This window comes from Halorubrum sp. F4, assembly GCF_027257195.1.
GTDB lineage: Archaea > Halobacteriota > Halobacteria > Halobacteriales > Haloferacaceae > Halorubrum.
This window is the reverse complement of sequence record NZ_JAPDFS010000009.1, coordinates 1-23,667: the sequence shown is the minus strand read 5'-3', so window position 1 is coordinate 23,667 and position 23,667 is coordinate 1. Positions and strand designations below refer to the sequence as shown.

Below are 23,667 nucleotides of genomic sequence, written 5' to 3'. Positions count from 1 at the left end.
AACAGCAGTTCGCAGGTGATGCGGTGGCGCGCGCCCGGGAGCGCCCGAAGGGCGCGGGCCGGCCCGCGCGAGGGAGTCGGCCGGCCGGAGCGAAGCGGAGGCCGGTCGACGAGGCTGGGGAGGCGTGAGGTGCGGGGCGGCTGCGTGGGACTCGAAGGGGCAGTCGCCGGCGGCTCTCGAGCCCTCACGGCTGGGGCTTTGAAGACGTTCCCGGCAGTCGGAGCCACGATCGAGTACGACGACCCGCCCTACATCGACTCGGGCGCTTCCACGCCGAGCGCGTCGAGCGCGTTCGCCATCGTGTAGCGCGCGGCCGCGACGACCGCGAGCCGAGCGTCCCGGAGTTCGTCGGTCTCGGCCGTCAACACGGGACACTCGCGGTAGAAGGCGTTGTACGCGTCGGCGAACTCGCGGGTGAACGTCGCGATCGTGTGCGGCTCCAGGTCGTCCGCCGCCGACTCGATGACCGCCGGGAAGCGCGCGACCTCCCGCAGGAGGTCCTCGGCCTCCTCCGTCTCGAGGACGGCGGCGTCGACGTCGATCGGGTCGCCCGATTCGGGGACTGGAATCCCCTCGCCGGCGGCCTCCGCGAGGATCCCGCAACACCGCGCGTGGACGTACTGGACGAACGGGGCCGACTGCGCCTCGAAGTCGAGCGCCTCCTCCCACTCGAAGGTGATCGCCTTCGCCGGCTGTTTCGAGACGATGTCGTACCGCACCGCACCGATCCCCACCTGGTGGGCGATGCGCTCGACGTCCTCGTCGGCCAGGTCGTCGTCGCGGATCCGGTCGTCCATCCGGCTCTCGACCGCCTCGCGGGCGCGGTCGATCGCCTCGTCGAGGAGGTCATCGAGCATGACGCCGGTACCTTGACGGGTGGACATCTTCCCGTCGGGGAGGTTGACGTACGAGTAGATGACGTGGCCGAGGCCGTCGGTGTCGTTGCCGAGGAGTTCGAGGGCCGCCTCGAGCTGGTCGGCCTGCAGTTTGTGGTCCTCGCCGAGGACGGTCACCGCGCGGTCGTAGTTCGTGAACTTCCACTCGTGGTGGGCCAGGTCGCGGGTGGTGTAGAGGCTCGTGCCGTCCGACCGCAGGAAGACGAGGTTCTTGTCGATGCCCCACTCGTCGAGTTCGAGCTGCCAGGCGTCCTCCTCGTAGACCGCCTCGTCGGTCTCCTTCAGCCGCGCCGCGATCTCGTCGGTCGAGCCGTCGCGCATGAACCGCGTCTCCTTGACGAACTCGTCGAACTCCGCGGGTAACCGAGCGAGACACTCCTTCATCCCGCCCAGTACCGCGTCGACGACCTCGCCGACCCGCTCGTACGTCTCCTCGTCGCCCGCCTCCAATCCTCGGAGGATGTCCGAGATCTCGGATTCCGCGGCCTCGACCTCCTCCTCGGGGGCCTCCTCGAGGTACGTGTTCCCCCGGCGGTAGTAGCGCACGAGGTCGTACTCGATCCGGTCGCGTGCGGGCTCGCCCTCGAGGTCAGACTCGTCGAACGTCTCGTAGGCCCACGTGAACACCGCCATCTGGCGGCCCGCGTCGTTCACGTAGTAGTGGCGGTCCACGTCGTAGCCGGCGTACTCGAGGACGTTCGCGACCGCGTCGCCCACGATCGGGTTGCGGGCTCGCCCCACGTGGACCGGGCCGGTCGGGTTCGCGCTCGTGTGCTCGACGACGACGGAGGCGTCCCTGTCCGGGAGGGTTCCGTACGTCTCGTCGCCGGCCGCGGCCGCGAGGGTGTCCGCGAGGTAGCGCTCGCCGGCGTGGAAGTTGACGTACGGTCCCGCGGTGTCGACGGAGACGAGGTAGTCGTAGGGCTCGACGTCGACCGCCGCGGTGACGTCGCTCGCGACGTTCGGCGGCGCGGCGCCGACGACGCCCGCGAGCCGGAAGGCGACGCTGGAGGCGAGCGTCGCGTTCATGTCCTCCGGCGGGCGTTCGATCCCGAGGTCGTCGGTCGGGAGGTCGAGCTCGGCGAGCGCGTCGGAAAGCGCCGCCTCGACCTCCGACCGGAACTGTCTGAACATACCGTCCGTTCGACGGGCGGATTAAAAGGGCCTTCCGAAGCGGGCTCGGGAGGACACCGAGCGCGCTGCGGCGACGACGGTTCGACGATCCGTACGAGAGTATAACTCACCTAGCCGGTCCGACGTCCGATGTCGCCCCACTGGAGCACGTACACGAGAAGGTACAGCACCATCGAGGTCATGAAGCCCGTGACGGCACTGGTGACGACCTCGCTCGGGACGTCGACCCGGTTGCTCACGATCCAAACGACGACGAAGAAGGACAGGATGAGGGCGATCCTGCCGCCGACGCCGATCGCTCGGAATCGTCTTCCGACCCGTTTGCCCGCCCTTGAATTGGCGATCGGGCCCAGCGAAACCGAGCCGATCACGACGCCGACGAACAGCCAACTCCAATGGATCGTCCGCAACGATGCCAGGTTCATCGGTATCCAGAGCAGGGCGAGAACGCCGACGAGGACGTCCGTCCACGTCGGAGGGCGCTCGGGATACCACGTTTCGAGGACCATCGTCATCGGATCGCCGAAACGCGGCCATAGCCCTTCCGGTGGGTCGCCTCCGACTCACGGTGGCGGAAGCGACGGCGATCGGCTCGACGGCTGCGACGCGACCCGGACCCGTCCGGCGAGCCACCTCACCCCACGATCTCGTCGATCAACTGTCGCGCCGCCCGGCGGACCGCCTCGTCGCTCTCGATCGACGGCTCCCAGCCGAGCGCGGCCAGCCGCTCGATCGACAGGCGCATCCGCGGCACGTCGCCGGTCCAGCCGCGGTCGCCGCCGGTGTAGGCGTAGTCGGGATCGACGCCGAGTTCCTCGCTCACGATGTCGGCGATCTCGGTCACCGAAGTGGTCGTCCGCGTCCCGAGGTTGTAGACGTTCAGGTCGTCCTCGGCGTGTTCGACGACGTGTCGGATCGCGTCGACACACTCGGTGACGTGCATGTACGACTTCTCCTGGCGGCCGTCCCCGAGGATCGTCAACTCCGTCGGATCCTCCTCGAGCTTCTGGATGAAGTCGGGTATCACGTTGCCGCGCTGGTGGGGGCCGACGATGTTCGCGAACCGGAACACCCACGACTGGACGCCATAGGAGTGGGCGTACGTCGAGATCAGCGCCTCGTCGGCCAGCTTCGAGGAGCCGTAGATGGAGATCGGCTCGAGCGGCGAGTGGTCCTCCGGGGTCGGCCGGGGGGCCTCGCCGTAGACGGTCGACGAGGAGGTAAAGGCGAACCGGTCGACGCCGACCTCGCGCATTCGTTCGAGGAGTGTGTGAGTCATCGCCGTGTTCGCCTCGAACAGCTCGCGGTCGTCGTCGTAGTTCGTGTCCGTGTACGCGGCGAAGTGAAAGACGACGTCGAGCTCCGGGGTGACGACCTCGACGACGTCGTCGGGGTCGGTCACGTCGGCGCGGACGAACTCCGCGCCGTCGGGGACGCGGTCGCGGTCGCCCTTCGAAAGGTCGTCCGCGACCCGGACGGTCCCTCCTTCCTCGAGGACCCGGGCCGCGAGGTGACTCCCGACGAGGCCCGCTCCGCCCGTGATGAGCGCGTGTGAATCGGCGAGATCCATACGCGTCCGTGGCGAGTGGCGGGTAAGTACGTGTGGAATTCGGGCGAGTCGATTCCGAAGGTCTCAGCGGATCCCGACGGCTCAAAAGCCCCAGCGGATCCCGGACATCGTGGCGACGATGGCGACCATGAGGACGAGTTCGACCAGGCTCAACATGCCGTACTTCGCGTTCAGGCCGGCGAGCCGCTCGTGGTCGGTCTCCTCGGCGGCGATCTCGTCGAACATCCCGGCGGTGAACGCGTGGAGCGGGCCGAACCCGAGAACGAGCAGCGCGGCGGCGAGCGCGAGTGCCGCCCACAGTGACGGGGAAGGGGAAGCCAGGAGCCCCATCATGGCGGCGAGCCCCACCCCGGAGCCGACGACGCCGACCGAGACCGGCTCCATGAGGAGGTTCATCTTCGGGACGAACCCCTCGGCGAACTCGACGTTCGCCTCCTCGGAAAGCGATCCCATGACGGGACCTAACACGACCGCGCCGAGCACCGCGGTGCCGAACCAGAACGCGCCGAGAAAGAGGTGGACGGTGAACATGACCCGGACGTCGCCGGAGAGATAGCCGAGGACGGGCAGGAGGAGCGGAACCGCGACCGCGCCGACCGCGAACGGTCGGGTCGCGGCGTCGGCCATGAGTCGGTACCGTTCGCGTCGGCTCGTCGGTCTGTGTGCGTCGGCCAGTGACATGTGGGTCGCTCCGTGACGGATCGACCGTAAGTCAGGGAACTGATAAGTGGTTTGGTTGGCACAAATACGTCGACGTGACGCCGTTGGAGCCCCCGTTTCATGTCCGTGCTCGTGAAACGACCGAGCGATAACGAGTACGAATTGACCGCTTTGAGTCCTATCATTTTAAGATGATTTTCAGTGGATCATACAAGACGTAACGCGCATATCCCGTACGTACAACTGATCGGTCCGGACAGTCGTCATCGGTCGATACAGGCCACAACCGTTCTCACTACGGGTGACCTCCCGGCTTATTCCGCCATGTTTCGGCTGCGTTCATCGGTTTCCGGTACGGAAGCACGCTGCCGGTGATAGTAATACTCGACGAGCGTCCGCAATAACACCGCGCTGTAGGCCAGCAGACCGAGGCCGATTCCGATGAACAGCAGTCCGATAGCGCCCGGACCGGGAACCTCGCCGCCGATCCGGACGATGAGGGCGTAGAACGTTCCGGGTGCGGCGACGGTCACGACCAACTCAATCACGCGAATCGCGGTATACCCACGTTGAGCTGTAAGCCGAGCAACCGGATCGTCAGCCCGTACGAGTCGATAGCCCGCAAACAGCGCTTCAACACTGACGACGATAGCGAGAATCATGGGGAAGAATGCGAGGGACAGCAGGCCGGTTAGATTCCGTCCGGGCAGAACCCCGGAAAAGCTGGCAACACCAAGCGCAAGGGAACCAATAACAGCGGTGAGCTTGAGCGCTTGGAGGGGCTTGGCTCGAATGAACGGGGAGGGCATGGATCAGTCACGGTTCCCTCGGATTCCGAATAAGCCTTCTGAGATGGATCGTGAAGATCTAGGACTGCCGAGGGGTTAGCTTACTGATTTCAACGTGAAATAAGAGGGTTACCGTGCCGAACTCATCCGCTATATTGTACGCAGAACTCACCAGTTGCTGAATAAGTCATGATCTCCTACGCTAAGTCGTTCACTTGTAGTGAGCATCCGCGAGCAGTTCGCCGACGGAGCCGTCGGAGATGGCGGAGCCAGAGCCTTCCACTCGATTCCTCGAGGAGCGGACCTGATATCCGATCGGTGATCCGCCGTTCTCCCCGCCTACAACCCTTCCTCACCGCCCTCCTGGGCGAGGATGACGACCATCGAGAGCCCGGAGATGACGAGCAGGATGAGGGTCGGAACGACCGCGTACTGGTAGAGCGCGGTCTCCTGTGCGCGCCAGATCTGGGTGACGATCGTCTCGAAACCCGACGGGCGGAGGATGAGCGTGACGGGCAGTTCCTTCATCGTCGTGAGGAAGACGAGGGCCGCGCCGGCGACGATCCCCGAACGGGTGAGCGGGAACGTCACTCGGCGGAACGCGCCCATCGAGGACTCCCCGAGGGTGCGACCCGCCTCGACGAGTCGGGGGTCCACCCCGAGGATCGACGTCCGGGTCGATCCCACGGCCTGCGGCAGGAAGCGGACGACGTACGCGAACACCAAGAGCGGGAGCGTCTGGTAGAGCCGCGGCAGGTATCCCGACCCGAAGTAGACCAGCGCGAGCGCCAACACGATCCCGGGAACGGCGAATCCGACGTAGGTCGCCCGCTCGAAGAGGGTCGCGAGCGGCGAGTCGTGGGTGGCCGCGAAGTAGGCGATTGGCAGCGCCGCGAGCGCGGCGACGACCGCGGCCGCCAGCGAGACCGAGAGCGAGTTGAGCACCTGTACCGGCTCGAACGCCATCGACGGACGGCGACCGGCGTCGGAGCGCACGAGCCAGAGCAGCAGGATCCACAGCGGGACGAGGAGCGCGGTCGCCGCGACCGACGCGGGAGCCAGCGTCGCCGGCCACCGCCACCGACCGAGGTTCACGAGGTCGCGGGTGGTGCCCGCGTCGTCGCCGTGGGCGCTCCGGTTCGACCGGACGAGCCACTCCAGCGCGAGCACGACGAGCACGACGCCGAGGAGCTGCAACGAGAGCAACGCGGCGTAGTCGCTGCCGAACGTGTTGTACTCGACGTAGATCTGGCGGGTGAAGACGGACAGGCGCATGATCGAGGGCGTGCCGAAATCGGAGACGGCGTACAGCGCCGCCAGGAGCGATCCGGCGGCGACCGCCGGGCGGATCACGGGCAGCGTCACCCGACGGAACGCCTCGACGCGGCCGTGGTTCAGGGTTCGGGCCGCCTCGATCAGCCTCGTGTCGAACGAGAGCAGCGCGGCGCGCGTCGAGAGGTAGACGTACGGATAGGTGTACAGCGTGATCACGAGGATCGAGCCGGGCAGGCCGTATATCTCCGGGATCCGCTCGATCCCGAGCGGCGCGAGGAGGTCGTGGAACTCCCCCCGCGGGCCGAACGCGGAGACGAACGCGAACGCGCCGACGTAGCTGGGGACGACGAGCGGGAGCGCGACGACGACCGACCAGAACCGGCGGAACGGGAGGTCGGTCCGGACCGTCAGGTACGCGAGCGGCACGCCGAGGAGGATCGAGAGGGCCGTGACGCCCGCCATCAGGAGCAGGCTGTTGAGAAGCACCTCGGCCGTCCCGCGGCTGAGGAGGAGTTCGCGCGCACGGGCGGGGTCCACGGTGACGGCCTCGATCACGAGCCACGCCAGCGGGAACACGAGGGTCGCGGCGATCGCCGCGGACAGCAGCGTCAGCCCCGGCGGAAGCCGATCGTCGCCGTCGGTCGCGCGGTCGATGAGGCGCTGTATCCTGCTCATGGATCGGAGGGAGAACCGAGTTCGATCCGAACGGAGGGCCCTGTCTCGGTTAGGAATTCCGATCCCGCCGGCATCGTGTGTGCGATCGACTCCGACGGGTATAAGTTTTTAGGGAAGCCTAAATCGAGGCATGGAGCTGACGAGACGCGACGCCGTGGCCGCGCTGGCCGCCCTGGGGGCGACCGGGGGGATCGCCGTCGGCGTCCGTCGCGTGCGGGATCGTGAGCGCGGAGAGGACGCCGCGACCGACGACGCGTCGAGTGGGGACGACGGTCCGTCGGAGCGGAGCGCGGACGAGGGGACGGTCCGGGCGACGATGGTCGCGGTCGCGAAGGTCGTCTACCCGGGGGCGGTCGACGGGATCGACGGCTTCGTGGACCGGTTCCTCGACGGCCGACTCGACGGGTCCGCACACGCGAGGGGGCTCCGCGAGGCGGTCGGCGAGCTCGCCGACGCCTCGCAGGCGTGGTACGACGCGCCGGTCGAGGAGCTCCCCGCGGCGGACCGTGAGGAGCTGCTCCGCGGGATCGGGGCCGACACCGCCGAGGAGGACCCGAGGGGATCGACCGCCGAGCGGGTGCGGTATTACGTCGTGAACGACCTGCTGCTCGCGCTGTACGCCTCGCCGACGGGCGGAGAGCTGGTCGGGATCGAGAACCCGCAGGGATACCCCGGCGGCGCGGAGAGCTATACGCGGGGGCCGCCGTGAGCGGCGCGGGGAGCGCGGGAACGGCCGCCGGCGACGACGTCGACCGGACCCCCGCCCCGAACGCGGACGTCTGCGTCGTCGGCGCGGGCCCGGCGGGCGCGCTCGTCGCCGACCGGCTGGCCGCCGACCGCGACGTGGTGGTCCTCGACGCCGGTCCGCGGTTCGATCCCGACGACCGGGTCGCCAGACAGGAGCGAGCGATCCGCCCGGCGTACGATCGGCCCGACGTCTGGGACGTGGGCGGCGAGCGCGACGCCCACGAGAACGCCGGCGAGCGGTTCTACCCGTTGAACCACGCCCGCGTGAAGGGGATCGGCGGGTCGACGCTCCACTGGCAGGGGATGGTGATGCGCCTCCACGAGGACGACTTCAACTCCGGGACGGCCCGGGGCGTCGGTCCCGACTGGCCGATCGACTACGACGACCTGCGTCCATACTACGCCGAGGCGGAGCGGGAGCTGGGAGTCGCGGGCGGGAGCAACGTCGACAACCCCTACGCGCCGCCCCGCGAGGAACCGCACCCGATGGCCCCCTTCGAGCCCTCCTACAGCGACTCGCTCTTCGCCGAGGCCTGCGAGGAGTTGGGGATCGACATGCACTCGGTACCGAACGCGCGCAACTCCGAGCCGTACGAGGGGCGGTCGCCCTGCGTCGGCTACGGCACCTGCCAGCCGGTCTGCCCGTCGGGCGCGAAGTACGACGCGACGGTCCACGTCGAGCGCGCCGAGGAGGCGGGCGCGACCGTGATCGACCGTGCCCCGGTCCAGTACCTCGAGCACGACGCCGACCGGGTGACAGCCGCCGTCTACGCGACGCCGGACGGAGAGGAACACCGACAGGAGGCGGACGCGTTCGTCGTCGCCTGCGGCGGGGTGGAGACCTCTCGGCTCCTCCTGCTCTCGGAATCCGAAGCGTACCCCGACGGGCTCGCGAACACCAGCGGCCACGTGGGGGAGTTCTTCATGGATCACCTCTTCGCCGGGGCGGGCGGCACCCTCGACGAGCCGACCCGCCAGAACCACGTCGGCTTCTACACCAGCGCCTGCGACCAGTTCTACGACGACGCCGACGAGGAGCTGGCCCCGTTCAAGCTCGAGTTCTTCAACTACGCGGGGCCCTCCCCGGTCGAGATGGCGCTGTCGGGCGACGACTGGGGCGACGACCTCCTCGAGCGCCTCCGGGCGGGCTACGGGAACCACGTCGCGATGGGCGGGCTCGTCGAGCAGCTCCCGGACGCGGGGAGCCGCGTGACCCTCGCGGACGACCGTACCGACGATCACGGCAACCCGGTCCCCGAGATCCACTGGACCGTCGACGACCGCGCGCTCGACACGATAGCGCGGGCCAACGAGGTCCAGGTCGCCGTCCTGGAGGAACTCGGCGCGGAGGTCGAGTGGGTCGCCGGTCCCGACGAGACCGGCCCCGCCTACCACCACATGGGGACGACACGGATGAGCGACGACCCCGCCGAGGGCGTCGTCGACGCCGACTGCCGGACCCACGACCTCGACAACTGCTGGATCGCCTCCAGCTCCGTCTTTCCCACGAGCGGGGCGATGAACCCGACGCTCACCATCGCCGCGCTCGCGTTGCGGGTCGGCGACGGCGTCGACGCGTGGCTCTGACCACTGTTTTAGGTAAACCTAAAAACTCAAGTAGGTGCGGTCGTTTCGACTGAACAATGAGCGAGTCAACACACGCGACGAACGGGACGGCGGCCGCCGTCGACGACGGGGAGGAGACGACCGATGCCGACGTGGAAGCCGCCCGCACGGACGGATCAACGACCGGGACCGGCTCCGCGGAGCCGTACACCTTCGACGACCTCAGCGTCGTGATGGGAACGTACAACGAGGAGGAGGCGATCGGCACCGTCCTGGAGGACGTCGATCGGGTGACCGACGGACGGGCGGAGGTCGTCTGCGTCGACGGCTCGTCCGACCGAACCCCGGAGATAGCCCGCGAACACGGCGCACGCGTGATCGAACAGGAGCCGCAGGGATACGGCGTCGCGGTCCGCGAGGCGATCCTCGCGCCCGACCGTCCGGTCGTCGTCACGACCGACTGCGACGACACCTACCCGATGGAGGCGCTTCCGGAGTTCCTCGCCGGGATCAACGACGGCGCGGACGTCGTCAGCGGCGACCGCCTCTACCACGGCGCGGACGCGATGCCGGCGTTCAACCGCCTCGGCAACCACGCGTTCGCGGCGCTCGCGAGCCTGCTCATGGGCGAGCGCGTCCACGACACCACCACCGGGATGCGCGCGTACCGCCGCGAGATCGTCGAGGAGATCGGCTGGACCGAGAACACCGGCCTCTCCGCCGAGCTCCTGATCCGTCCGCTGATGCGCGGGCACGACGTGCGCGAGCGCCCGATCGCCTACGCCGAGCGACTGGGAGAGACGAAGCTCGACCCGATCGGCGGCGGCGCGGCCATCGCGAAGTCGATCGTCACCGTCTGTCTCGAGGAGCGACTCCGTCGGTTCTGAGCGGCGAGAAACGTCCGTTTCCCGTGGGACCCCGTGTCAACGCTCGCTGTGAACGATCCACGGTCATCCACCGATGAGCGCGAACCCCGCGAGACGACCGAACGCTCCGATTCCAGCCGATCTCGGGTTCTCTGGATCACGACGATTCCGTTGTTCGCTCGAGAACGGAGAGACCGATGTAAACGGCGGCTCCGATGAAGAGCGCATCGAGTGCGACGTGTGCCGCCGTCGATCCCACGAAAGACGGCTGAACCAGCTGTGTGACCGCCGTCGCGAGCGACGCGATGACGAACGCGGCGACCGCGAATCCCTGTCTGTCGATGTCGCGGATCGCCCGAGTGACCGGATAAACGCGTCGGTCGTCGGTCGGGTTCGACACGGCCGGGGTCTCACGCCGCGTCCGCCTCGACGTCCGTCTCGAAGACGACCCACTCGGGATGGGCGTCGGGATCGCCCGGGATGTAGGTCCCCTCGTTGCCGCACTCCGTGACGAGCCGGCAGACGGATCGCTCCGGGGGCCACACCATCTCGACGCGGTCGCCGTCCGTCCGGATCGTCGCCTCCTGCCGATAGGTGAACGTCGATCCCGCGGGGTCGACGAGCGTCACGGTGAGAACGACGGTGTCGGTCGGATCGTCCTCGTCGCCCTCGCCGTCGACGGGGACCGTCGAGTTCGGGTCTCCGGCCAGCCGTGCCGCGTCGGCGTCGACGGTCCAGTCGACCGCGACCGAGTCGCCCGGGTCATCGACGACGTAGCCCGCACGGTCGCCGCCGTCGGCACCGTCGACCGCCAGCCGAACGCGGGCGCGCTCCACGCGCTCGGGAACGCCGACCGTCGTACCGGCCGAGAGCGTCGATCCCCGACGAACCTCGATCGGTTCGAGCTTCGGTGAGACGTGACGGTCCGCGTCCGGCGTCCACTCGCCCCGATAGGCGTACCGGTAGGCGGTCCGGTTCGGATACGCGTCGAGCACGGCGAAGTCCTCCCCCGGATCACGGTCGAGCGCGTAGACGACCTCGCCGCCGAATCCGGGCTCGTTTCGCAGCGCCTGGAACGGGTGGTTCTGCCACTCCCCGTACGGCGTCGGGACGAAGACGAGCGCATCCTCGAACGACGTCGACTCCACGGGTTCGTAGGCGACTTCGTACTTCTCGGCGTGTGCCGCGTTCCGGTCGAGCGGCGTCTCGACCGCCGCGATCGCGGCGACCCCGCCGGTGAGGAGGGCGGCCGCGACCGCGACGACGACGACCGTTCGCGCGGCCCGCGCGGTCGTGACCGCCTCGATCCGCCGCCGGAGGCGCGGGAGCGCGCGCCATCCGGCGACTGCGGCGACCCCGCCGAAGACCGAAAACGGGACGAGCAGGTCGAAGTGGTAGAACGGCCCGAACCCCGACACTAGGCCGTCGGTCGGGTCCGAGAAGGTCGAAAGCAGGTTGTGTGTCCCCCAGAAGAACACGTTGCCGACGACGACGGCGACCGCGACGCCGACGAGCAGGAGGCCGGCGGTACGTTCAAAGCGATGCGTACGGCCGTCACCGCTCCACCGCCGGAAGGCCAGCCCGAACCCGGCGAGCGCGAGAAGCGTCCCGATCGGTCCGGCCGCGACCCATCGAGTCGCGAGGTACCACAGCGCATAGGCGTTCGATTCGAGCGCGAGCCCGAGCGTGTAGTCGGCCGAGTGGCCGAGGATCCGCCGCTCGCCGAAGCCGGGACCGTCCATCGGCGCGAACGCCTGGTACGGGAACGTCAGCGGCGACCCGGTCAACCGGAGGTTGTACGCGAGCGTGACGCCGACGAACAGCGTGCCGAGAAGCGCCGTGAGTCCGTGACGGCGGACGGGGCCCGGAAGGTGTCGAAACTCGCACTCCCGCAACGACGACAGCACCCCAACGAGCGCGTGGCAGATGAACGGGCTCGCGAACAGCACCGCCGTGTAGGGGCGCGCGAAGAAGGCGAGCCCGACCGCGACGCCCGCCACGCCGGCCGCCGGAAGCGACCGATCGCGGACGCTCCGGAGGTACGCGACCGCGAAACACAGGTTGAGGAACGTCGTCGGCGCGTACGGGAGGAACGTCGAGCCGGTCACGAGCGCGAGCGGCGACGCCGCGAACAGGACCGCGGCGACGACGCCGACCCGCCGGTCGAACGCCATCGAACCGAGCAGATACACGAGGAAGGCGTTGCCGGCGGCGACGACCGCGAGCGTGGCCCGCGGCTCGCCGAGGATCGCCATCGAGACCGCGTACATCGCCGCGGGGACCGGGGTGTACTTCGGGTAGAGCCGGCCGCCGTCCTGAACGAAGAACCACGGGCGGAACGCGTCCGCGATCGCGCCGGCATGGAGCTCGAGCTGCCCGGAGAGCAGCATCGCGGCCTGCGTGAGGTAGACCGCCTCGTCGTGGTTGACCGAGTGGTACGCGAAGACGGTCGCGGCGACGGCGAACGTCAGGACGCCGGCCGCGACCGCGACGAGGCCGGCCGCGAGCGTCGTGCCGTCGGCGGACGGCAGCATGGAGTCGGACGGACCGTCGAGCTCGGACTGACGGTCGGGATCGGCGGTCACGGGAGCCGACCGCTCAGACGTCGACGCCCGCGTCGCGCATGAGGTCGATCGTCGGTTCGAGGTCGGACAGCTGGGTCAGATCGACGTCCGGCACGTCGAGTTCGTCGATCGTCGGCAGGTCACCGATGGGCTCGACGTCGGGGACGAGCGGGTACTCGAAGGTGGTCCGGGCGAAGTAGTCCTGTGCCTCCGCCGACAACAGGTGTCGGATGAAGTTCTCCGCGAGCGTCGCGTCGGAGGCGGTGTCGACGACGGCCGCGCCCGCGACGTTGAACACCGCGCCGGCGTCGCCGCTCGTGAACGCGGTGGCGATCGATGCCTCCGGGTTGCCGTCGAGGACGCGCTGGATGTAGTAGTGGTTCGTGAACGCGGCGTCGATCTCGCCGTCGGCGATCGCCTGACACGCGGCGAACTCGTCGGGATAGCTCGTGATCCCCGAGTCGACGATCGACTCCAGCCAATCGCGGGTCGCCTCCTCTCCCTCGATGAGCCGCATCGCGGTCACGAACGCCTGACAGGAGCCGTAGGAAGGGGCCCAACCGAGGTCGCCGGAGAACTCCTCGGGATAGGCCATGACGTCGTTCGGGAGGTCGTCGCCGGAGAATTCCCCGGTGTTGTACGGGATGGTGCGGGCGCGTCCGGACGTCCCGATCCACTGGTCGGTGCGGAACTCCTCGCGAACCATGCCGGTGACCTCCTCGGAGAGCGACTGCGTCCGTCCCTCGTCGGCGAGCGCGCCGAGCGAGCCCGCGTTGACGGAGTAGAACACGTCGGCCGGCGACTCCGCCTCGTTGATGATCTGGTTCACGAGGTCCGTCGAGCCGCCGTATCGCACCGTCAGGTCGAAGTCGTCGTACTGGTCGTCGATGTAGGAGACGAGGTCGCCGACGAGGAACTCGCCGCGGCCCGAGTAGACGGTGAGCTCGCCCGAGAGGTCGGGCATCTCGGCGATCGGGGTACCGCCCGGGAGTCCGCGTCCCTCGCGGCCGGAGCCGATCTGGCCGACCGTCGAGTCGGTGGCGCCGTCGCCGTCGTCGTCGTCGCCGATACCGAGGATGCCGAGACATCCCGACGTTCCGACTACGCCGACCGCACCCGTCGCGGCGAGGAGGCGTCGTCTGTCGATCCCGTCCGGAAGACGATCGTTTCGAGTCATACGTTTTAGGCTAACCTAAACAAACTTAGTGGTATCGATTCAGTCGTCGGCGACGGCCGGCGTCCGGTCGAGCGCCTCGAGACAGTCGAGCCAGTCGCGCATGTACTCGCCGACGTGGACGAAGAACTCGCCGTTCCGGTACTCCTCGAACTCGCCGTCGGCGAGCCGATCCGCCATCGCGTCGTAGACCGCGGCGTAGCCGTCGGCGTCCGCGCCGGCGTCGCGGACCAGCTCCCAGAGGTGCTCGTTGAGCTCGAGTCCGGCGACCTCGTTGTGGAGGTCGTCGAACGTCGAACGCGCGGCCTTGTTGTGTTCACACAGCGGACCGCCGTTGTAGATCCGTTTCCCGAGCACGTCGCAGGCGCGTTTGAGGAACACGCCCGACCAGATGTCGTCGAACCGCCCGACCTCCCACTCGTTGTCGTCCATCGGCAGCTGGTAGAACGCCGGGATCACCTCGCGGCGGAACGCGAGGTTCATCGAGCAGACGGTGAGGTAGTTGTCGCGGGCGGCGACGAAGTCCTCGCCGAAGTCGTCGGCGGTCGTCCGCGTCTGCGCCTGTCCCTCCAGATCGCCGTCCATCAGGATCCGGACGGCGTCGAGGTCGGGGACGTTCGTCCACAGCCCCTGTGAGGCGACGACCTCGTCGCCTTCGATCTCGACGGTATCGGTCTCGACGGTCTCGTCCATCGCCGAGTAGGGATACCCGCGGGGATACAGGCCGTGCTCGTCGGCGCGCTCGTAGAGGACGTTCACCCAGTTCTCGTCCGACCGGACGCGCGTTATCTCCCCCTCGAAGGCGAGGTTCGCCATGTGTCGGCCGAAGTAGTCCGCGTCGTCGTGCGGGAGCGTGTCGTCGTCGATGAACATCCCGTACTCGAACTCGGGGTTCGCCCACATGTACAGCAGGCCGAAGCTCGTCTCCGCGTGGCTCGCGGCCGGAACGACGTGGGCGTACTCCGCGACCCCCTCGCTCTCGTACCACTCCTCGCGGGCGGTCCCGTCGAAGACCTCGCCGGAGACGCCCAGATCGGCGAGTATCCCTCGCATCTCCTCGACGTCACAGAAGTCCTCGGTGACGAGCACGAAGTGGAGCCGCGAGACGTCGAAGCCGTGGTCGCGGGCGTTCTCGACGTACGCGCGGACGCACTCGTACTCGCGGATCGTCGGAACGACCACGCAGACGTCTCCTCTCCCCTCTCGTGAGCGGCGTTCGTCCATACGATCATGTTTTTAGGCTAGCCTAAAAACTTGGCGGTCGGGCCGCAGCGGGATCCCCCTCCGACGCCGAATCCGCCGCGTCGGCGGTCGTCTCGGAGGTCCGATCGTCCGCGGACGGATCGGTCCCCCTCGCCCCGCCGGTTCCGGCCGTCGGAGAGACGTTGAACGCCAGTCCGACCAGCCCGCCGGCGAGCGTGACCGCGTTCTTCAGCGCGTGATCGAGGACCGCCGCGGCCAGAGCGATCTCAACCGGGATCGGAGTGGCGGCGACGACGATCCCCGTGAACGCCGCCTCGTACAGGCCGATACCACCCTGTGAGAGCGGCAGCACCTTCGCGAGGTTCCCGGCGGAGACCGCGAGCGTCCCGACGGCGACGAGCGTCATCGGGGCGAGACCGCCGGTCCCGCCGACCAGCGCCGCGAGCACGAGGACGGCCGTCAGGACGTCGAGTCCCCACACGATCCCGCTCGCGAGGAGGACTCGGACGAGCGCGCCCGGGTCCGCGGCGACGACCCGAACCGCGGTCCCGAACCGGACGGCGGCGTCGACCGCCCGCGAGAGCCGCGGTCGATCGAGTCGGCCGAGCCGGTCACGGAGGGCGGGGCCGAAACGGCGGTCGCTCCGGGCGACCACGACCGTGACGGCCGAACCCAGCACGGCCGCGGCCGCGATCCCGGCGGCGGCGGCGACGGCTCGAGCCGGCCCGACGGTCGCGGCGGTTCCTCCGGGGTCCGCCGACAGCACGGTCCGCCCGTCGAGGAGGAGCGCCGCGAGCGCGGTGCCGCCGAGCGCGCCGAGCGCCACGAGGTCGAACGCGCGCTCGACGGCCAGCGACGCGACGCCGGTCGGGTACGGCACCTCCCGTCGGTCCTTCAGGAGGTACGCGCGGACGCCGTCGCCGGCCCGCGCGGGAACGACGAGGTTCGCGGTCTGGCTGGCGAACACCGTCGCCGTGAGAAACGCGGTCCGACACCGATGGCCCATCGGGGCGAGCACGTCGCGGTACCGTCGCCCGCGAACCGGCCACGACAGCAGGTAGGCGACGAGTGCCGCGACGAGCAGCGACGGGTCCGCCGCGGCGGCCGTCGAGACCACGGTCCCGGGGTCGAGGGTCCGCGTCAACACGACGCCGCCGACCGCGAGGACCAGGACGGTCCCCACGGCCGTGAGCCACCCTCGCGGGAGGCGGTCGTGGAGTCGAGAGTCGTCGTCGCGCGTGGCCATACGATTATTTAGGTTGACCTAAATCATATAATCCTGGCGGTTCGTTGCACCGGGACGAGTGCTTCGTCGTTCAACGCGCATACCCGTCCGCTCCCGACGCGGCCATCCTTTTGAGGACGCGGACCCGATCCGGATCCGATGCGCGCCACCCTCGAGACGCTCGCGATCGCCTGCCTCGTCGGCGCAGTACAGGCCGTCCTCGGCGTCGTCGGCCTCGCCCGTGTGTTCGCGCTGTCGCTCCCGCTGTCGGTCGCGCCGTGGACGCTCGTCACCAGCGTGTACGCGCACGGTTCGGTCGGGCATCTCCTCGCCAACGCGCTGGCGCTGCTTCTGGTCGGCCCCCTCGTCGAACGGCGGACGACCCGACCCCGGTTCCACGCGTTCGTCGTCGTCACCGGCGCGCTCGCCGGGGTCGCACAGGTGACCGTGGGTAGCCTGCTCGGACCGTCGGCGGCCGTATTGGGGCTCAGCGGTGCCGCCTTCGCGCTCGGCGGGTACCTGCTCGCCGGCAACGTCGTGACCGCGACGCTGTTCGACCGCCTTCGACTCTCGTCGCGCGCGCAACTCGCGCTGTTCGGCGGGCTCGCCGTCCTCCTCACGGTCGCGACCGCCGCGCCCGGCGTCGCGCTCTTCGCCCACGCGACCGGGGCGTTCTGCGGCCTCCTCGCCGGGCGGGTGCGACTGCTGGAGCGCTGACGAACGAGCTCGGCGACGATCAGAACGAGCTCGGTGACGATCAAAGCGATCGCGCGGACGGGCGTGTTCGATCGACGACGGCGACGCTGTCCGGCGGAAAAACGAAAAACCGAGAGCGTGGCGCGAACGCGCCTTAGCGCTTAGTCCTCGAGAACGATCTCGATGCTGACGTCGTTGGGCACCTGGACGCGCATGAGCTGTCGGAGCGCGCGTTCGTCGGCGTCGATGTCGATCAGCCGCTTGTGGACGCGCATCTCCCAGTGCTCCCACGTCGCCGTCCCCTCACCGTCCGGGGACTTCCGCGACGGGATCTCCAGCGTCTTCGTCGGCAGCGGGATCGGGCCCGACAGGGCGACCCCCGTCGAGTCCGCGATCTCGCGGACGTCGTCGCAGATGGCGTCGAGGTCCTCGGGGCTGGTACCGGCGAGGCGGACGCGTGCCTGCTGCATCGATTATCGCTCGTTGACTTCGAGCACTTTCCCGGCCGCGATGGTCTGACCCATGTCGCGGATGGCGAAGCTGCCGAGTTCCGGGATCTCGCCGGACGGCTCGATGCTGAGCGGCTTCTGCGGGCGAACGGTGACGACCGCGGCGTCGCCGGACTTGATGAAGTCCGGGTTCTCCTCGGCGACCTCACCGGACGACGGGTCGATCTTCTGATCGATGGACTCGATCGTACAGGCGACCTGCGCCGTGTGCGCGTGGAAGACCGGGGTGTAGCCGGCCGTGATCACCGACGGGTGCTGCATGACGACGACCTGCGCCTTGAACGTCTCGGCGACGCTCGGCGGGTCGTCGGCGGGACCACACACGTCGCCGCGACGGATGTCGTCCTTGCCGAGGCCGCGGACGTTGAACCCGACGTTGTCGCCGGGCTCGGCCTTGGGAACCTCCTCGTGGTGCATCTCGACCGTCTTCACCTCGCCGCCCACGTCGGACGGCTGGAAGGAGACGTTGTCCCCCGTGTTGAGGATCCCGGTCTCGACGCGTCCGACGGGGACGGTCCCGATGCCGGAGATGGTGTAGACGTCCTGGATGGGGAGCCGGAGCGGCGCGTCCGTCGGCGGCTCGGACTCGGGCAGGTCGTTGAGCGACTCCAGCAGGGTGGGGCCGTCGTACCAGCCGGTGTTCTCGGACTCCTCGGAGATGTTGTCGCCCTCGAAGGCCGAGATCGGCACGAACGTCGTGTCGTCGGTCGCGAAGCGGACCTGGTTGAGGAGCTGTTTGACCTCCTCGACGACCTCGTCGTACGTGGACTCCTGGTAGTCGACCAGGTCCATCTTGTTGACGCCGATGATGAGCTCGTTGATTCCCAGCGTGCGGGCCAGGAACACGTGCTCTCGGGTCTGGGGCGCGACGCCGTCGTCGGCCGCGACGACGAGCACCGCGTTGTCGGCCTGCGAGGCGCCCGTGATCATGTTCTTCACGAAGTCACGGTGGCCCGGGCAGTCGACGATGGTGAAGTAGTAGGAATCCGTGTCGAACTCCTGGTGGGCGATGTCGATCGTGACGCCACGCTCGCGCTCCTCGGCGAGGTTGTCCATCACGTAGGCGAACTCGAAGCCGCCCTTGCCCTTCTCTTCTGCTTCCTCGCGATGCTGCTCGATTACGTGCTCGGGGACGCTCCCCGTCTCGAAGAGGAGTCGACCCACGAGCGTACTCTTGCCGTGGTCGACGTGGCCGATAATGGCCAAATTCTGGTGCGGTTTGTCACTCATGGGGTAATCACGCGCTAAGGCGCTCTGTGAGTACGTTTTCGGTTGATTCCACTAAAACGGTTTCGATACGACTCACAGGCGAGAGCGCCGCAGTCCGGTGATTCCTGTCATCGAGGGTCACGGGATCGGGACGCACGGACGAGGACGGATCGGCCGCTCGTCCTGAAACGGTCCCTCAGGGGACGAGCGAGGTCGCGAAACGAGCGAACCGCGACCGCGTCCGGGAGCTCAGCCGAGCCGACCGACGTCGCCGAGCACCGCGCTCGCCGTCTCGGGCCCGCCCGCGCCGCGACCGGAGATGTTGAGCCGTCCCGCGTGCGTGGTCTCGATCTGGACGATGTTCTGGGTTCCCGAGACCGCGAGCGTCCCGTTCTCGTGAACGAGCCGCGGGGCGACCCGAACCGTCTCGCCCGTCGCCTCGCCGATCAGCCGGACGGTCCGGCCGTCCTCGGCGGCGAGCCGCAGCACGGAGCCGGGCACGTCACGGATCCCCTCCACGGACGCGTCCGCGAGAGTGAACTCCCTGGCGTCGGCCGGGTCGTCCGCCGCGCCGAACGAGAGCACGTTCGCGAGGATGACGCACTTGAGCGCGGCGTCGGTCCCGTCGACGTCGAAGGAGGGGTCCGCCTCCGCGACGCCGAGGTCCTGTGCCTCCGAGAGCACGTGGTCGTAGTCGAGGCCCTCCGCGGCCATGCGCGTGAGGATGAAGTTCGCGGTCCCGTTGAGCACGCCGCGTACCGCGGTGACGTGGCTCGGCTCGATGTCCTCGACCGTCGAGACCGCGGGGATCGCCCCGCCCACCGTCGCCTCGAAGCGCACGTCGCCGGCGCTGTCGGCCGCGAGCGCCCGGAGGTCGCCGTACCGCTCCGCGACCGGACCCTTGTTCGCCAACACGACGTGGCGGTCCCGCTCGAGGGCGGTCCGAACGTGCGAGAACCCGGGTTCGGCGTCGCCGAGCGTCGTCGGCGTCGCCTCGACGAGGGCGTCGTAGTCGGCCGCGAGCGCGTCCGCCGGGTCGTCGTCGCCGACGATCCCGCGCTCGGCCTTGCGGGCGACCACCGCGTCCGCGTCGACGCCGACCGCCCCGCCCGAACCGTCGGTCCCGTCCGAGACGACCGCGCTCGAGGAGTCCGCGACGGCGACGACCTCGTGGCCGTGCTCGCCGGCCAGCTCGACGACGGAGCGGCCGACCGCGCCCGCGCCGATCACGGCGAGCCTCATGCCTCCACCCCCGCGAGCGGCGCGACGACGCGGAGCTCCTTCTCCTCGGCGACCTCGCGGACCGCCGCGATCGCCTCGCTCGTCTCGCCCGACCGTGCCTCCAGGCGAAGCCGGGCGCTCGAGACCTCCTCGGTCCCCTGCGGGGCCGCGAGCGACACGTCGGCGACCGACGCCGACGCGGACGCCTCGATCCGCGAGAGGGTGTCCGAGAGGTCGGTGTCGATGAGATGGCCGAACAGGACGAGGGTGATCTCCTCGGCGTACCGCTCCGTTCCCGCCTGCATCACCGTGATCCCCTCCTCGCGGAGCGCCTCGACTATCCCCTCGAAGCGCTCGGTCGTCGCCTCGAAGTCGACCTCGACCGGGATCCGACCGCGCGGGGTCTTGTTCCCGCGCTCGTGGTAGATCGACAGCAGGTTACCCCCGTTGTTCGCTATCGGCTGAAGCGCCGCGAGCAGCTGTCCCGGCTCGTCGACGAGCTCGAGTCGGACCGTGTGCGTCGACGGGGCGGGGTCGTGGCCGCCGTCCGCCGCCGGGTCCGCCGCGTCGGCCGCCTCCTCGGGCGCGCCGTCCCGGGTATCGCTCACGCGACCACCTCCACGGAAGGCGCGGAGTCCGTCCGGCACGTCCCTGTCGACGCGGAGCGGTCGCTTGCTGGCTCCGTGCCGATACGCCGAGCGGGAGTCGTGCCCGTCTGCATACTCGAAAGGAGTCGGGGGGAGCGGTATAAGCCTTCGGCGATGGCAGTCGTTGCCTCCACGACGCACGCGAACACGTCACACGAGAACGTCACACGAGACCGAGCGACGAGGAGCGACCGGCAGCGACGGGGCGATCGGCAGCGATGGGGCGAGTGACGGGGACCGGGCGGCCGACGAGGACCGGAGCCGAAGTTGGGAGAGAAAACGGAGCGCGAAACGAGGTGAGAAGGCTCGGAGAGCGAAAACGGCGGAGGAAACGGGCGACGTGTCGGAAAACGCGGAGCGTGGACCGCGAAGCCTCGACTAGATGTAGTCGATCGACGAGGCCAGTTCGAGCTTCATTCCCTTCCGCTCGCGGATCTCCATGATCTTCTCGCGCTGGAGGTTGTCCACGAGCACGCGGAAGCCCGCGTTCTCCGTGTTCCAGGAGGCGCGGCCCTCGGTGGCCGAGCGGATGTCCGAGGAGAACCCGATCATCTCCTCGACGGGCGCGATGCCCTCGACGACCATGAGGTCACCCTCCTGGTACATGTCGTCGACGCGACCTCGACGGCCCTGGATCTCGCCGGAGGCGGCACCCATGTGTTCGCTGGGCACGTCGATGCGGACGTCCTGGATCGGCTCGAGCAGGCGGACCTCGCCGTCGATCAGCGCGCGGTGGACCGCGTCGCGGACGGCGGGGATGACCTGCGCGGGTCCGCGGTGGATGGTGTCCTCGTGGAGCTTCGCGTCGTGGAGGCGGAACAGCGACCCCTGGACCGGCTCGGCGGCCAGCGGGCCGTCGTCGAGCGCCTCCTGGAGCCCCTCGAGGACGAGCTCCATCGTCTCGTTGAGGTGCTGGATCCCCTTCGTGTCGTCGATGAGGATGTTGGTTCGGTGGATGTCCTCGACGTTCTGGGAGGTGTCCTTGTCCATGCCGGCGTCCTGTAACGCCTCGCGGCGCTCCAGTTCGGGCATGTCCATCGAGACCTCGCCGAGCTGGATGGCGTCGACGATCTCCTGGGCCATCGGCTCGACGGTGAGGTAGAACTTGTTGTGGCGGTTCGGCGAGACGCCCTCGACCTCGCGGGACGCCTCCTGGGGCTGTTCGCGGTAGACGACGATCGGCTCGCCGGTGATGACCGGGATCCCCTGGTTGTCCCGGATCCGCTGGGTGATGACCTCGAGGTGGAGCTCGCCCTGCCCGCTGATGAGGTGCTCGCCCGTGTCCTCGTTGATCTCGATCTGGATCGTCGGGTCCTCCTTGGCGACCTGCTGGAGCGTCTCGATGAGCTTCGGCAGGTCGTCCATGTTCTGGGCCTCGACGGACTTCGTGATGACCGGCTCGGAGATGTGCTCGATCGACTCGAACGGCGTCATCTCCACGGAGGAGACGGTGGAGCCGGCGATGGCGTCGCGCAGGCCGGTGACCGAGGCGATGTTGCCGGCCGGGACGTGTTCCACCTCCTCGCGTTCGGACCCCATGAACAGCCCGACGCTCTGGATGCGGTTCTTGCCCGCGGTGCCGGAGACGTACAGCTCCTGGCCCTTCTCGAGCGTGCCGGAGAAGACGCGACCCGTCGCGATCTCGCCCGCGTGCGGGTCCATCGAGATGTCGGTGACCATGAAGACGACCTCGCCGTCCTCGTCGACGAGCTGCATTCCCTCGGCCAGCGTGGAGTCCGGGTCACCGCGCCAGATGCGCGGGACGCGGCGTGGCTGTGCGTCGACGGGGTTCGGGAAGTGCTCACAGACCATGTCGAGCACGACGTCCGAGAGCGGCGTGCGCTCGTGGAGCTCGTCGCGCTTGTCGTTCTGCTCGAGGTCCATGATGTCGCCGAAGTCCATGCCGGTCCGCTGCATCGACGGCATCGAGACGCCCCACTTGTACAGCGCGGAGCCGAACCCGACCGTGCCGTCCTCGACGGAGACGGTCCAGTCCTCGGGGATGTCGTCCATGTTCTCGGCCATCCCGCGGATGAGCTCGTTGACGTCGGCGATGACGGAGAGGAGCCGCTCTTGCATCTCCTGGGGGCCCTCCTGGAGTTCCGAGATGAGGCGGTCGACCTTGTTGATGAACAGCGTCGGCTTCACGCCCTCGCGGAGCGCCTGCCGGAGCACCGTCTCCGTCTGGGGCATCGCGCCCTCGACGGCGTCGACGACCACCAGCGCGCCGTCGACCGCGCGCATCGCGCGGGTGACGTCGCCCCCGAAGTCGACGTGGCCCGGGGTGTCGATGAGGTTGATGAGGTGGTTGGTGTCCTCGTACTCGTGGGTCATCGAGACGTTCGCCGCGTCGATGGTGATGCCGCGCTCCTGTTCGTCCTCCTTCGTGTCCATCGCGAGCTGCTCGCCCGCGGTGTCCTGCGAGATCATGCCCGCGCCCGCAAGCAGGTTGTCGGAGAGCGTCGTCTTCCCGTGATCGACGTGGGCGGCGATGGCGATGTTCCGGATGTACTCCGGGTTGTCCATCAGCCGCTCACATTCTTGAACGATCTTCTTGCGTCGGCCCATTATACCGCGTGTTACCGACAGCAGGGTCAAAAGGGTAGTGTTTCTCCGCGGCCGTTTTGTCGGGGATCACCCCCGATCACCGCCGATTCCGTGCCGATCGCTCGCACGATCGTCGGTCCGCGTGCGCTCCGATCCCATCGGCGTCTCCGTCCCGCCACGCTGCCGGTCGCCGACCCACGCCGGGCGGATTTAAGTGATCCGTCGGGGACGGGGACACATGAACGAGACGCTCTCACGGATCGTCGACAGCGGCGTCGTCGCGGTGTTGCGCGGAGTGCCGTCCGACCAGCTCATCGGGATCGCCGAGGCGCTTCGAGAGGGCGGCGTCACCGCCGTCGAGATCACCGCCGACACGCCCGGCGTCGCTGACCTCATCGAGGAGGTGTCCGGCTCCTTCGACGACGAGGTCGTCGTTGGAACGGGCACCGTCCTCGACGCCGAGACCGCCCGGACGACGCTGATGGCCGGCGCGGA

The 23,667-nt window shown here is 68.7% G+C and carries 20 protein-coding genes and 1 pseudogene; 5 read left to right on the top strand and 16 right to left on the bottom strand.

Features of this window, described 5'->3' with window-relative positions; translation table 11 throughout:
* Positions 1–248: 248 nt before the first annotated feature.
* From argS to OKW78_RS14565, 6 genes are all read right to left on the bottom strand, one after another.
* The gene (gene argS / locus OKW78_RS14590) at positions 249–2,030 is read right to left on the bottom strand and encodes an arginine--tRNA ligase (protein WP_281195791.1); all 1,782 of its coding nucleotides are present in this window, start codon (positions 2,028–2,030) and stop codon (positions 249–251) included.
* Positions 2,031–2,140: 110 nt separating this feature from the next.
* The gene (locus tag OKW78_RS14585; protein ID WP_281195790.1) at positions 2,141–2,539 is read right to left on the bottom strand and encodes a hypothetical protein; all 399 of its coding nucleotides are present in this window, start codon (positions 2,537–2,539) and stop codon (positions 2,141–2,143) included.
* A 125-nt stretch (positions 2,540–2,664) separates the two neighbouring features.
* Complete coding sequence (locus tag OKW78_RS14580) at positions 2,665–3,600, bottom strand: NAD-dependent epimerase/dehydratase family protein (RefSeq protein WP_281195789.1); 936 nt, start codon at positions 3,598–3,600, stop codon at positions 2,665–2,667.
* A gap of 81 nt (positions 3,601–3,681) precedes the next feature.
* Positions 3,682–4,281 carry a hypothetical protein gene (locus OKW78_RS14575; protein WP_281195788.1) on the bottom strand — a complete coding sequence of 200 codons (600 nt, stop codon included), beginning with the start codon at positions 4,279–4,281 and terminating at the stop codon, positions 3,682–3,684.
* Between the two features lie 293 nt (positions 4,282–4,574).
* A complete protein-coding gene (locus OKW78_RS14570; protein ID WP_281195787.1) occupies positions 4,575–5,069 on the bottom strand; it encodes a hypothetical protein in 495 nt (164 codons plus the stop codon).
* Between the two features lie 318 nt (positions 5,070–5,387).
* Entirely contained in the window at positions 5,388–6,998 is a 1,611-nt protein-coding gene (locus OKW78_RS14565) for an iron ABC transporter permease (protein WP_281195786.1), read from the bottom strand.
* Between the two features lie 130 nt (positions 6,999–7,128).
* On the opposite strand from OKW78_RS14565, the gene OKW78_RS14560 reads away from it, so the two are divergent.
* From OKW78_RS14560 to OKW78_RS14550, 3 genes are read left to right on the top strand one after another with little or no spacing between them, the layout of a single operon-like run.
* Positions 7,129–7,707 carry a gluconate 2-dehydrogenase subunit 3 family protein gene (locus tag OKW78_RS14560; protein WP_281195785.1) on the top strand — a complete coding sequence of 193 codons (579 nt, stop codon included), beginning with the start codon at positions 7,129–7,131 and terminating at the stop codon, positions 7,705–7,707.
* Entirely contained in the window at positions 7,704–9,332 is a 1,629-nt protein-coding gene (locus OKW78_RS14555) for a GMC family oxidoreductase (RefSeq protein ID WP_281195784.1), read from the top strand. Before OKW78_RS14560 ends, OKW78_RS14555 begins: the two co-directional genes overlap by 4 nt.
* A 56-nt stretch (positions 9,333–9,388) precedes the next feature.
* A complete protein-coding gene (locus OKW78_RS14550; protein ID WP_281195783.1) occupies positions 9,389–10,198 on the top strand; it encodes a dolichyl-phosphate hexose transferase in 810 nt (269 codons plus the stop codon).
* 136 nt (positions 10,199–10,334) lie between these two features.
* On the opposite strand, the gene OKW78_RS14545 is transcribed toward OKW78_RS14550, so the two are convergent.
* The 5 genes from OKW78_RS14545 to OKW78_RS14525 all read right to left on the bottom strand — a co-directional run bounded on the left by OKW78_RS14545 (position 10,335) and on the right by OKW78_RS14525 (position 16,364).
* Complete coding sequence (locus OKW78_RS14545) at positions 10,335–10,577, bottom strand: hypothetical protein (RefSeq protein WP_281195782.1); 243 nt, start codon at positions 10,575–10,577, stop codon at positions 10,335–10,337.
* A 10-nt stretch (positions 10,578–10,587) separates the two neighbouring features.
* Positions 10,588–12,711 carry a glycosyltransferase family 39 protein gene (locus tag OKW78_RS14540; protein WP_281195800.1) on the bottom strand — a complete coding sequence of 708 codons (2,124 nt, stop codon included), beginning with the start codon at positions 12,709–12,711 and terminating at the stop codon, positions 10,588–10,590.
* Positions 12,712–12,775: 64 nt separating this feature from the next.
* A complete protein-coding gene (locus tag OKW78_RS14535; protein ID WP_281195781.1) occupies positions 12,776–13,918 on the bottom strand; it encodes an extracellular solute-binding protein in 1,143 nt (380 codons plus the stop codon).
* Positions 13,919–13,957: 39 nt separating this feature from the next.
* Entirely contained in the window at positions 13,958–15,139 is a 1,182-nt protein-coding gene (locus OKW78_RS14530; RefSeq protein WP_281195780.1) for an alpha-1 4-glucan-protein synthase, read from the bottom strand.
* A 22-nt stretch (positions 15,140–15,161) separates the two neighbouring features.
* Positions 15,162–16,364, bottom strand: coding sequence for a lysylphosphatidylglycerol synthase transmembrane domain-containing protein (locus OKW78_RS14525; protein ID WP_281195779.1), 1,203 nt, complete (start codon positions 16,362–16,364; stop codon positions 15,162–15,164).
* A 138-nt stretch (positions 16,365–16,502) separates the two neighbouring features.
* On the opposite strand from OKW78_RS14525, the gene OKW78_RS14520 reads away from it, so the two are divergent.
* Positions 16,503–17,060: a rhomboid family intramembrane serine protease gene (locus OKW78_RS14520; protein WP_281195778.1), complete on the top strand. Its 558-nt coding sequence runs from the start codon at positions 16,503–16,505 to the stop codon at positions 17,058–17,060.
* A 140-nt stretch (positions 17,061–17,200) separates the two neighbouring features.
* Here OKW78_RS14520 and rpsJ read toward each other — a convergent pair whose 3' ends face one another.
* The 5 genes from rpsJ to OKW78_RS14495 form a co-directional block, all read right to left on the bottom strand.
* Complete coding sequence (gene rpsJ / locus OKW78_RS14515; protein WP_023497061.1) at positions 17,201–17,509, bottom strand: 30S ribosomal protein S10; 309 nt, start codon at positions 17,507–17,509, stop codon at positions 17,201–17,203.
* 3 nt (positions 17,510–17,512) lie between these two features.
* On the bottom strand, positions 17,513–18,778 hold the full coding sequence (gene tuf / locus OKW78_RS14510; protein ID WP_281195777.1) for a translation elongation factor EF-1 subunit alpha: 1,266 nt from the start codon (positions 18,776–18,778) through the stop codon (positions 17,513–17,515).
* Positions 18,779–19,006: 228 nt separating this feature from the next.
* Positions 19,007–19,999 carry a homoserine dehydrogenase gene (locus tag OKW78_RS14505; RefSeq protein WP_281195776.1) on the bottom strand — a complete coding sequence of 331 codons (993 nt, stop codon included), beginning with the start codon at positions 19,997–19,999 and terminating at the stop codon, positions 19,007–19,009.
* Positions 19,996–20,586, bottom strand: coding sequence for an amino acid-binding protein (locus OKW78_RS14500; RefSeq protein WP_281195775.1), 591 nt, complete (start codon positions 20,584–20,586; stop codon positions 19,996–19,998). Before OKW78_RS14500 ends, OKW78_RS14505 begins: the two co-directional genes overlap by 4 nt.
* Positions 20,587–21,003: 417 nt before the next feature.
* The gene (locus OKW78_RS14495; RefSeq protein ID WP_281195774.1) at positions 21,004–23,193 is read right to left on the bottom strand and encodes an elongation factor EF-2; all 2,190 of its coding nucleotides are present in this window, start codon (positions 23,191–23,193) and stop codon (positions 21,004–21,006) included.
* Between the two features lie 217 nt (positions 23,194–23,410).
* Here OKW78_RS14495 and OKW78_RS14490 point away from each other — a divergent pair.
* Positions 23,411–23,667 (top strand): annotated as a pseudogene (locus OKW78_RS14490) (2-dehydro-3-deoxyphosphogluconate aldolase); the annotation flags it as partial.

Coding starts and splice junctions, on each gene's coding strand:
- OKW78_RS14575 (WP_281195788.1), bottom strand. CDS start 4,281: ATGTCACTGGCCGACGCACACAGACCGACGAGCCGACGCGAACGGTAC.
- OKW78_RS14540 (WP_281195800.1), bottom strand. CDS start 12,711: ATGCTGCCGTCCGCCGACGGCACGACGCTCGCGGCCGGCCTCGTCGCG.
- OKW78_RS14550 (WP_281195783.1), top strand. CDS start 9,389: ATGAGCGAGTCAACACACGCGACGAACGGGACGGCGGCCGCCGTCGAC.
- OKW78_RS14505 (WP_281195776.1), bottom strand. CDS start 19,999: ATGAGGCTCGCCGTGATCGGCGCGGGCGCGGTCGGCCGCTCCGTCGTC.
- OKW78_RS14535 (WP_281195781.1), bottom strand. CDS start 13,918: ATGACTCGAAACGATCGTCTTCCGGACGGGATCGACAGACGACGCCTC.
- tuf (WP_281195777.1), bottom strand. CDS start 18,778: ATGAGTGACAAACCGCACCAGAATTTGGCCATTATCGGCCACGTCGAC.
- OKW78_RS14520 (WP_281195778.1), top strand. CDS start 16,503: ATGCGCGCCACCCTCGAGACGCTCGCGATCGCCTGCCTCGTCGGCGCA.
- OKW78_RS14495 (WP_281195774.1), bottom strand. CDS start 23,193: ATGGGCCGACGCAAGAAGATCGTTCAAGAATGTGAGCGGCTGATGGAC.
- OKW78_RS14570 (WP_281195787.1), bottom strand. CDS start 5,069: ATGCCCTCCCCGTTCATTCGAGCCAAGCCCCTCCAAGCGCTCAAGCTC.
- argS (WP_281195791.1), bottom strand. CDS start 2,030: ATGTTCAGACAGTTCCGGTCGGAGGTCGAGGCGGCGCTTTCCGACGCG.
- OKW78_RS14560 (WP_281195785.1), top strand. CDS start 7,129: ATGGAGCTGACGAGACGCGACGCCGTGGCCGCGCTGGCCGCCCTGGGG.
- OKW78_RS14530 (WP_281195780.1), bottom strand. CDS start 15,139: ATGGACGAACGCCGCTCACGAGAGGGGAGAGGAGACGTCTGCGTGGTC.
- rpsJ (WP_023497061.1), bottom strand. CDS start 17,509: ATGCAGCAGGCACGCGTCCGCCTCGCCGGTACCAGCCCCGAGGACCTC.
- OKW78_RS14585 (WP_281195790.1), bottom strand. CDS start 2,539: ATGGTCCTCGAAACGTGGTATCCCGAGCGCCCTCCGACGTGGACGGAC.
- OKW78_RS14525 (WP_281195779.1), bottom strand. CDS start 16,364: ATGGCCACGCGCGACGACGACTCTCGACTCCACGACCGCCTCCCGCGA.
- OKW78_RS14580 (WP_281195789.1), bottom strand. CDS start 3,600: ATGGATCTCGCCGATTCACACGCGCTCATCACGGGCGGAGCGGGCCTC.
- OKW78_RS14565 (WP_281195786.1), bottom strand. CDS start 6,998: ATGAGCAGGATACAGCGCCTCATCGACCGCGCGACCGACGGCGACGAT.